This is a genomic window from Desulfobacula sp., assembly GCF_014237455.1.
Taxonomy (GTDB): domain Bacteria; phylum Desulfobacterota; class Desulfobacteria; order Desulfobacterales; family Desulfobacteraceae; genus Desulfobacula.
Window position 1 is genome coordinate 19,632 of record NZ_JABZFL010000011.1, and the last position, 9,079, is coordinate 28,710.

A 9,079-nucleotide genomic window follows, 5' to 3' on the forward strand; every position below is an offset into this window, starting at 1 on the left:
TTTTTCTGGAGGTAAAATGAATATGGCAATTGGTAAAACTTTGGTTGCCGGAGCCGGGTTAAGCGGTATCAGATCTGCACTGGATTTGGCTGAAACAGGATATAAGGTTCTGCTCATTGATCAATCAGATCACATCGGCGGTCTTTTATGTCAACTCGATAATCAGTTTCCCACATCCAAATGCGGGTATTGCAGGATGCTGCCCATGTTTGACAGGGACAGATCATCTCAGCATTGTCTTAGAAAAGGGCTTTTCCATGAAAATATTGAGATTCTTTTATCAACACAATTGATGTCAGTTGAGGGAGAACCGGGTGATCTAAAAGTAACCCTTAAACAAAATCCTTCCCTGATCGATCCGTCTTTATGCACGGGGTGCGGTGAATGTGAACGTGTTTGTTCTGTTTTTGTTGATGACCCCTTTAATGAAGGGTTGACAAAAAGAAAGGCGGTTTATCTTCCAAGCCCCCAGTCTTTTTCCAATGCCTATACCATTGATTATACCGCATGTACACGGTGCGGAGAGTGTGAAAAAATATGCCCCACAGGGGCCATTAAATTCATAGACCAGGACAGAGAAAAATTTAAGATCCTGGTGGTGGATGATGAAAAAATCGTCCGGGATTCCATGAAAGAATGGCTGAAAGAAGAGGGGTTTTCTGTAGCAACGGCGGATTCAGGGCAAAAAGCCCTTGAACTGATGGATGACAGGCTGTTTAATATGATGCTCACCGATATCAAGATGCCGGGTATGGATGGTGTCGAGCTTTTAGCAAAAGCGAAAGAAAAAAATGAGGACCTGTGTGTCATCATGATGACGGCTTATGCAGCCGTTGATTCAGCCGTGGATGCCATGAAGCAGGGGGCACTTGATTATTTAACCAAACCCTTTGATCCGGATGTGCTGATTTCCATGGCACTGAAAGTCTATCATGAGTTTGAAATTGCCGAAGCAAGGGTTGAACAGGTGGATGCCTTGATTCTTGCCGGAGGTACGCAGTTTTATAAACCTGAATTGGGTAAGAATCCTTATGGTTACGGTGTTTTGCCCGGGGTTGTCACGGGAATGGAGTTTGAACGGCTCATCAGCGGTACCGGGCTTGGTAAAGGAAAATTGATTCATCCGAAAACGGGCAAACCTGTACGAAAAATTGCCTGGTTTCAATGCGTGGGATCACGCGATGTCCAGGCAGATGCCGGGTTTTGTTCCAGTGTCTGCTGCATGATTTCCATAAAAGAGGCCATTCTTGCCAAAGAAAAGTATGGCCAGGACCTTGAAACCACGCTTTTTTACATGGATATGAGGACCATAGGCAAATCTTTTGATGAATACAGGCTAAAAGCCCAGGAAGAGAATCAGGTCAGGTTTGTCAGGGCAAGGATTCATTCCCTTGATGAGGATTTGAAAAAAAAGGACGGCAGTCTTTTGGCAAGGTATGTGGATCTTCAGGGAAATATCCATGAAGATGATTTTGACCTGGTGGTTCTGGCAACAGGTCAGAGACCGGCCAAACAGATGACAGAGCTTGCAGTCAAAAATGATATTGGCATCAACCCGTGGGGATTTATTGAAACCACACCTTTTTCAATCATCAAAACATCAAGGGCAGGGATTTTATCCGGGGGCTCTCTTTCAGGGCTTAAAGATATCAGCGATTCCGTTACCTGTGCTTCAGCAGCAGCTCTTGGGGCCTGTAAGATTATGCATGAGGCGGGGAAGCAACCAATTGATGCACATGCAATTGATATGGATGATCTGACTATTTTGGCAAGGGAAAATCCAAGAATTTTAACGGTGTTGTGTTCTTGCGATAAGGATCTTTCTCAAACGCTTGATCTTGAGAAATTGAAATTGGATTTGGACAGAATTCCGGAAAATCAATCCGTTGAAATAATGGATAAGTTCTGTACGGATGAAGGATGGAAAACCTTAGCTGACATGATTCAAAAAACAAATCCCAACCGGCTGATCCTGGGAGCATGCCTTCCCTGTATCCAAAAACAAAGGGTGAAAGAACTTTCAAAGGAATCAGGACTTCATTCAAGTCTTGTGGAAACTCTGGACATTATTTCCATTTTAAAGCAATACCCGGATTCACAAATCCCTAAAACAACCCAGCGGATTGAAAGAGAGTTAAAAGCTCTGATATCAAAAGCCAGGTTTAAAAATCCCGTGCCCGGAGAACGACTGGAATCAAATCAGAATGCCCTGGTCATTGGAGGCGGTATTGCCGGCATCACGGCAGCCCTGTCAATTGCAGACTGCGGATATCATGTGGATTTGGTTGAAAAAGATGATGCCATTGGCGGCAATTTGCTTTGGATGGACAAAACAGTTGATAACCTTGATATTCAAGCCTATCTGGACGAAAAAGTAAAAGAACTTGAATCCCATAACCAGGTTACGATTCATAAAAAAACAAAAACTGAAAGCACAGCACAGAATCCCGGAGAATTTCTCACTTTCTTAAAAAAGGATGGTGAACCAGACGAAACGATTTTGCATGGGGTGACCCTTCTGGCCACAGGGGGAAGCCAGGCGCCACTTATGAAGGATAATGAAGACCCGCAGCAAAAAGAGCTGACCCAGAAAGAGTTTGAGATGGGTGTTCAAGACCATAAAATTGATCCTGAAAAACTGGAAACCGTTGTGATGATCCAGTGCTCCGGAACAAGAGATGAAAAACGCAATTACTGCTCCAGGGTCTGCTGCATCAGGGCATTGAAAAACGCACTTTTTCTTAAAGATAAGAATTCTGATATCCAGGTCTATATTCTTTACCGGGACATGATGAGTTATGGATTTTATGAGGAATATTACACCGAGGCAAAAAACAGGGGAGTGATTTTTTTCCAATACGATTCTGCAAACAAGCCTTTGACCCAGATACAGGAAGACAAGGTTCTTGTCAAAACCCGTGATCTCTTGCTTGATATGCCTGTGGAGATCGAGGCGGATTGCGTTATTCATGCCACCGGGATTCTGCCTGATCTTCCAGCAGAATTGGCAGATCAATATGGGGCAGATCTGGATACATTTCATTTTTTTAAGGAAGCCGATTCAAAGTTTCGACCGGTTGACAGTATGAATTACAGGGTTTTTTCCTGCGGGTTATCATTGAAACCCTGTACCATTGAAGAGGCTGTCGCTTCAGCTGAAGCTGCGGCAATCAGGGCTGTACGTATTCTCTCCCATGAGCGGCTGGTCTCTGGAAAAATGGTTGCAGATACCCGTACGGCGACTTGCAGCATGTGTGAGATGTGTGTGGATACCTGTCCCTATGGTGCCCGATTTGTTGACAGCCTGGAGGAAAAAATTGTGATTGATCCTGCTGCCTGCCAGGGATGTGGTGTGTGCGCGGCTGTCTGTCCTAGCGGCTCTGCTGTTTTAGAGGGACTTGATCGTCGGCTGATGCTTGATGTAATCGATATGGCATTGTTGTGATATCTTTAGGCGGGTGAGAATTTGGATGAAATAATAAAAAGGGGAAAGGTGATGGGCCAGGCAAATAATAAAGGCTATTTGGAACAGACCGAAACGATCAAAACAATGATACAAACATGCATTCAATGTGGTACCTGTACGGCTTCCTGCCCGAATATTGAATTTATGGATATTACTCCCAGGCATATGTGGCGGTTGCTGCTGATGGATCATGTAGATGCACTTTTTTTAAGTAAATCCTTTATCATGTGTTCTTCCTGCTATTACTGCACCTTAAGATGTCCAAGGGGACTTGAGTTGACAAATGCCATGAGTCTGTTAAAGCAGACGGCATCAAAATTGAAATTAAAGCAGTTTCAGCGGTCTTCCCTTTTTTATAAAGCCTTTTTAGACAGTGTAAAAAAACATGGCAGGGTCAAGGAGATAGAATTTATGACTCATTTTTTTATATCAATGAAAAATCCCATGATTCCATTTGGCTTTGCGCCTTTAGGGCTCAAGCTGATGCTCAAGGGAAAGGTCCGGCCTGAATTTCCTTCAGGCGGCAGCGGAAAGTTAACTGCGTTGTTTAAAAAAGTGGCGGAACTGGAGGAATGAGATGAAATACTTATATTATCCGGGCTGTTCATTGGAAGGAACCTCTCTTGAATATGATATTTCCACAAAAATATTATTGGAAGCTGTTGATGTTCAACTGGAGGAGATTGAGGACTGGACCTGCTGCGGTGCTACGGCAGCCGAATCTCAAAGTCATTTGCTGTCCTATGTACTCCCGGCAAGAAATCTTGCCCTTGCAGAGAAAATGAACAGCGAAAGGCAGATCCTTGTACCCTGCAGTGCCTGTTACCTGAATCTTAAAAAGGTCGAAGAGGTTATTAAAAAGGATAAGGATCTGCTGGGAAAAATTAATGCTGTGCTTGCCGAAGAAGATCTTGTTTTAAAAGGGGATGTGATTGTAAAGCACCTTCTGGATGTTCTGTCAAATGATGTGGATATTGAGAAAATTAAAGAGATATCTCAAAATAAGATGTCGGGTCTTGTCATTGCACCCTATTATGGGTGCCAGTGTCTGCGGCCTTTTACCGTTTTTGATGATCCTGAAGATCCCCATTCCATGGATGAATTGATACGAGCGACAGGGGCACAGCCGTTTGAATGGGATATGGGTGCTCAATGCTGCGGTGCATCCAATACCAGCACAAAACCGGAAGCCGGCATGGCGCTTGTGGGAAGGATCTTGAAATCAGCTAAAGGAGCAGATGCTATTTTAACCGTCTGCCCCATGTGCCAGATGAATCTTGAAAGCAGCCAGAAAAAGATATCTCATAAAGAAGGGATTGATCTTGAAATTCCGGTTCTTTTCCTTCCACAATTTTTAGGACTTGCCATGGGAAAGACCCAAAATGATGTCCGTCTGGATTTAAATCTGTCAGACACAGGAAAATTGATAAAAGCGAGGGTATGAGTAATTTTATAAAATATTTAAAACACAGCCTAGTTTCAAAGCTTATTATTTCTGTCGGGTTGACAGTCATCCTCTCCATATCGGCCTGGGCTTATTTTAATATTAATAATATCAATGTCCAGATCATGAATAATGTCATTGCCAGTACAGACCGGCTGACAAATTCCATCAAGCTCGGTACCCATTATGCCATGATGCTGAACTCAAGGGATGAAATTACACAGATTATCAATAATATTGCCACCCAGCCGGAAATTGAAAATATCAGGATATACAATAAAGAGGGTCGGATAAAATTTACCAACCAAAAAGAAGAGGTTGATAAAGTCGTTGATATCAAGGAGGTGGCTTGTGATATCTGTCATAAGCAGGATCCGCCGCCGGCCCGAATTGATATGCAAAAAAGAACCCGGTTTTTTGAATCAGAAAAAGGATACAGACTTTTGGGAATTATCCAGCCTATCTGCAATGAGTCCGGCTGTTCCACTGAGTGCCATTTCCACCCAGAGCATCAAAAGATACTGGGATCCCTTGATGTGGTTGTCTCCCTTGAGCAGACAGACCTTCAGATATTGAAAATTAAAAAAGGGATCATAAATCTTGCCCTTTACACCATTTTGATCACATCGGTGATTATCTTTTTTTTCACCTTGCAATTTGTAAAAAAGCCGATCAGCAAGTTGATTGAAGGAACCCGGATGATTGCAGAAGGTAAATACAACGAAGTTATTGATATTGGAAATGATTATGAAATAGGACTTCTAGGCAAAGCCATAAAAAAGATGGGTACCCAGATCGGCCTTGATCAGGCAGAACTGAAGAAACAAAAGAATGAATACCAGTCTCTTTTTGAAACAGTGCCCTGTATGATTACGGTTCAGGATAAAGATTACAGGTTGAAGGCATGGAATAGAGTATTTAAAGACAGATTTGATCCAAAACCCGGATCTCACTGTTATCTTGCCTATAAAGGTCTGGAAGAAAAATGTACTGATTGTCCGGTTGAAAAAACGTTTGTGGATGGAAAATCCCATTACGGTGAAGCAGAAGGGATGGGTAAGAATGGTGGAAAAAATCACTGGATGTTTATCACATCCCCTGTGACGGACGCTGAGGGAAAGATCGTTGCAGCCATGGAGATGAGCATTGATATCACATTAAGGCGAAGGCTTGAAAAAGAACTGCACCGGTCGGAAGAAAATTATCACGCCATATTTAACAATATTTCAAATCCCGTGTTTGTGGTGGACATTCAAACATTTGGGATACTGGATTGCAATATCAAGGCACTTGAAGTGTATGGATATTCCAAGAAAATTTTATTAAAGAAGTTATTTTCCGACTTCTTTATTAAAGGAGAAAAAACAAAACTTATCAAAAAAATGAAATCGGGCCAGGAGATTAACAAGGTAAAGCATCATATTCAAAATGGTGGTTCTATCTATGTTGACATGTGGGTATCGCCATCCAATTATTCGGGCGGAAAAGTGCTTCTTGTAACCATTAATGATATTACCAAACGCCTTGAAACAGAGCAGCATCTAATGCATGCAAGCAAAATGGCTACCCTGGGTGAAATGTCAACCGGTATTGCCCATGAATTGAACCAGCCTTTGTCGGTTATTAAATCATCTTCCAGTTTTTGTATGAAAAAGATGAGAAAAAATGAGCTTATTGAAAAAGCAATTTTTGATAAACTCATTTCAAAGATTGATAATAATGTGGATCGCGCTGAAAAAATCATCCATCATATGCGCCAGTTTGCAAGGAAATCAGAAGTCAAACTTGTCCGGATACGAGTAAATGATGTGCTTCAAAGAACATTTGAAATGTTTGATCAGCAACTTAAAGTTCATGGCATTGATGTGATCTGGGATAGAAATGATGCGTTGCCGGAAATACTGGCCGATCCTGACAGGCTTGAGCAGGTATTTGTCAATCTTGTCATTAATGCTAAAGATGCCATAGAAGAAAAATGGGGAAAAGAGGGCAAAAGATCGGATGATAATGACAGGATCACCATTCTCACACGCTTGGCTGATAACATGGTCATCATTGAGATACATGATTCGGGTACAGGGATTCAAAAAGAGGCTGCGGATAAGTTGTTTGAACCGTTTTTTACCACCAAGGAGGTTGGAAAAGGGACCGGTCTCGGGCTGTCTATCAGCTATGGCATTATCAAAGAGTGCGCAGGTTTGGTCCGGATAGAGAAATCAGAGCAGGGGGGGGCTGCTTTTATTCTATCCTTTCCTGTGCTTGATGCGCATGAGGATGATCTGGTGTATGAAAACCATATATATTGAGGGATTATGATTAATAAAGACCAAGTATCCATTTTAATTGTCGATGATGAAGAAGATATCCGGGATGTTCTCGAGATTGCATTAAAAGATATCGGATATACGGTATTTCTTGCTGAAAATGGTAAAAAGGCCTTTGAACTGTTCAAATTGAAAAGACCGGATATTGTGATCACTGATATTAAAATGCCGGTTATGGATGGTATTGAATTATTAAGACAGATTAAACGCGAAAGCCCGGAAACAGAAGTTTTGATGATCACAGGGCACGGGGATATGCATTTAACCATTCGAAGCCTTAAATATGAGGCCATGGATTTTATCACCAAACCTGTTAATGTGGATATCCTTGAAATTGCCATTGAAAAAGCGATTGAAAAAATTGTGTCAAAACAAAAGCTTGCCGAATACACGCAAAAACTTGAACTTCTCATTCTTGAAAAATCAAAACTCGCAGACCATCTGTCATCCTTAGGGCTGATGATCGGAACTATTTCACACAATATCAAAGGGCTTTTAACCAGCCTTGATGGTGGTATTTATGTGGCGCGATCCGGGCTGAAAAGCAAAGAGAATAAAACAATCGAAGAAGGTTTTGACTTGCTTGAGCAGGCAGTTGATCGGATAAAGAAGATGATCATGGATATTTTATTGTATTCCAAGGAAAGAAAACTCAATAGAACCGTTATTGATACAAAAATCTTTATTGAACAGATTAAAGAAATAATTGAGTTGAAATTGAAAGGAACAAAAATTGTCTTTACATGTAGTAAAATTAATTTTTCTCAAACCATGTATTTTGATAAAGAATTTATGCTGGCGGCCCTGATCAATATCCTGGATAATGCCATTGATGCCTGCCTGGCTGATACCCAAAAGAAAGATCATGAAATTGGATTTGAAATTTCAAGACAAAAAGATCAATTGGTGATTTTGATCCAAGACAATGGCTGTGGCATGGACAGTCAAACAAAAGAAAAAATATTCAACCTGTTTTTTTCTTCAAAAAGTACAAAAGGAACCGGATTCGGGCTTTATATTTCCAACTCTATTATCAACCAGCATGGCGGATCAATTCATGTGACGTCCATAAAAGGAAAAGAAACCGGTTTTAAAATTATCCTGCCGGATGAATCCAGCTAGAAAATAAATGCATTTGATTGCTGTCGCAGGGTTTGATAGTGTGACAAAACCTGTGAAAATAAGGATTAAGTTTTGTTCAATATCTTTAAAAGCAATAAAATGGAAAACCTGATGGATGCGCTGGCATCTGTTTTAAAGCATGTGCCGGACAACCCGATGATACCTGAATGGATCGGTATCCAGTCCAGGGGGATGAAACAGTGGATCGCAATGCAGATAGCTCAAAATGTTGGCATCTGTGCAAACACGCAATTTTTTTTTCCAAGGCAGATGGTGGATCAAATTCTTACAAGTTTCAAACCTCTGGAAGATCAGCAGGATAGCTTGAATGAAGAGTTTCTTTTCTGGTCCGTCATGAAGTTGCTCAATGAGAACAGGTCACAAAAAGAATTTTCAAGTGTTGAAGATTATATTAAGGAAGATGGAACAGGGAAAAAGCGTTATCAGCTCTCCATGAAGATTGCAAAAGTGTTTGATGATTATCAGGTTTACCGACCTCACATGCTCGTTGACTGGCAAAACCATCCATCCCATAAAATCTTTAAAGATCCTGCAGCCCAATGGCAGGCAAATCTCTGGAGAAAGGTTGTATCAAAAGGCCCCCAAAATCATCTGGCCTTTAAAGCGGGTCTTTTCCTGGAAAAATTTTCTACAAAAATTATTAACACGGATAATCTTCCGTCACGGATGTCGCTTTTCGGCATATCAGCACTGCCCAAACTG

The 9,079-nt window shown here is 41.4% G+C and carries 6 protein-coding genes; all 6 read left to right on the plus strand.

From position 1 onward, the window contains the following. The first annotated feature begins 16 nt into the window (after positions 1–16). Complete coding sequence (locus HGJ91_RS02175) at positions 17–3,445, plus strand: response regulator (RefSeq protein WP_291346050.1); 3,429 nt, start codon at positions 17–19, stop codon at positions 3,443–3,445. A 21-nt stretch (positions 3,446–3,466) separates the two neighbouring features. Next, positions 3,467–4,042 (plus strand): 4Fe-4S dicluster domain-containing protein, encoded by a 576-nt coding sequence (locus HGJ91_RS02180; protein WP_291346051.1) that lies wholly within the window; start codon positions 3,467–3,469, stop codon positions 4,040–4,042. 1 nt (position 4,043) lies between these two features. Then, entirely contained in the window at positions 4,044–4,910 is an 867-nt protein-coding gene (locus HGJ91_RS02185) for a CoB--CoM heterodisulfide reductase iron-sulfur subunit B family protein (protein ID WP_291346052.1), read from the plus strand. Next, complete coding sequence (locus HGJ91_RS02190; protein ID WP_291346053.1) at positions 4,907–7,216, plus strand: ATP-binding protein; 2,310 nt, start codon at positions 4,907–4,909, stop codon at positions 7,214–7,216. The genes HGJ91_RS02185 and HGJ91_RS02190 overlap by 4 nt, the downstream gene beginning before the upstream one ends. A 6-nt stretch (positions 7,217–7,222) precedes the next feature. Beyond that, on the plus strand, positions 7,223–8,356 hold the full coding sequence (locus tag HGJ91_RS02195) for a hybrid sensor histidine kinase/response regulator (RefSeq protein WP_291346054.1): 1,134 nt from the start codon (positions 7,223–7,225) through the stop codon (positions 8,354–8,356). 72 nt (positions 8,357–8,428) lie between these two features. Continuing rightward, positions 8,429–9,079, plus strand: a 651-nt coding sequence (locus HGJ91_RS02200) for an exodeoxyribonuclease V subunit gamma (RefSeq protein ID WP_291346055.1), incomplete at its 3' end; no start/stop codon positions are given.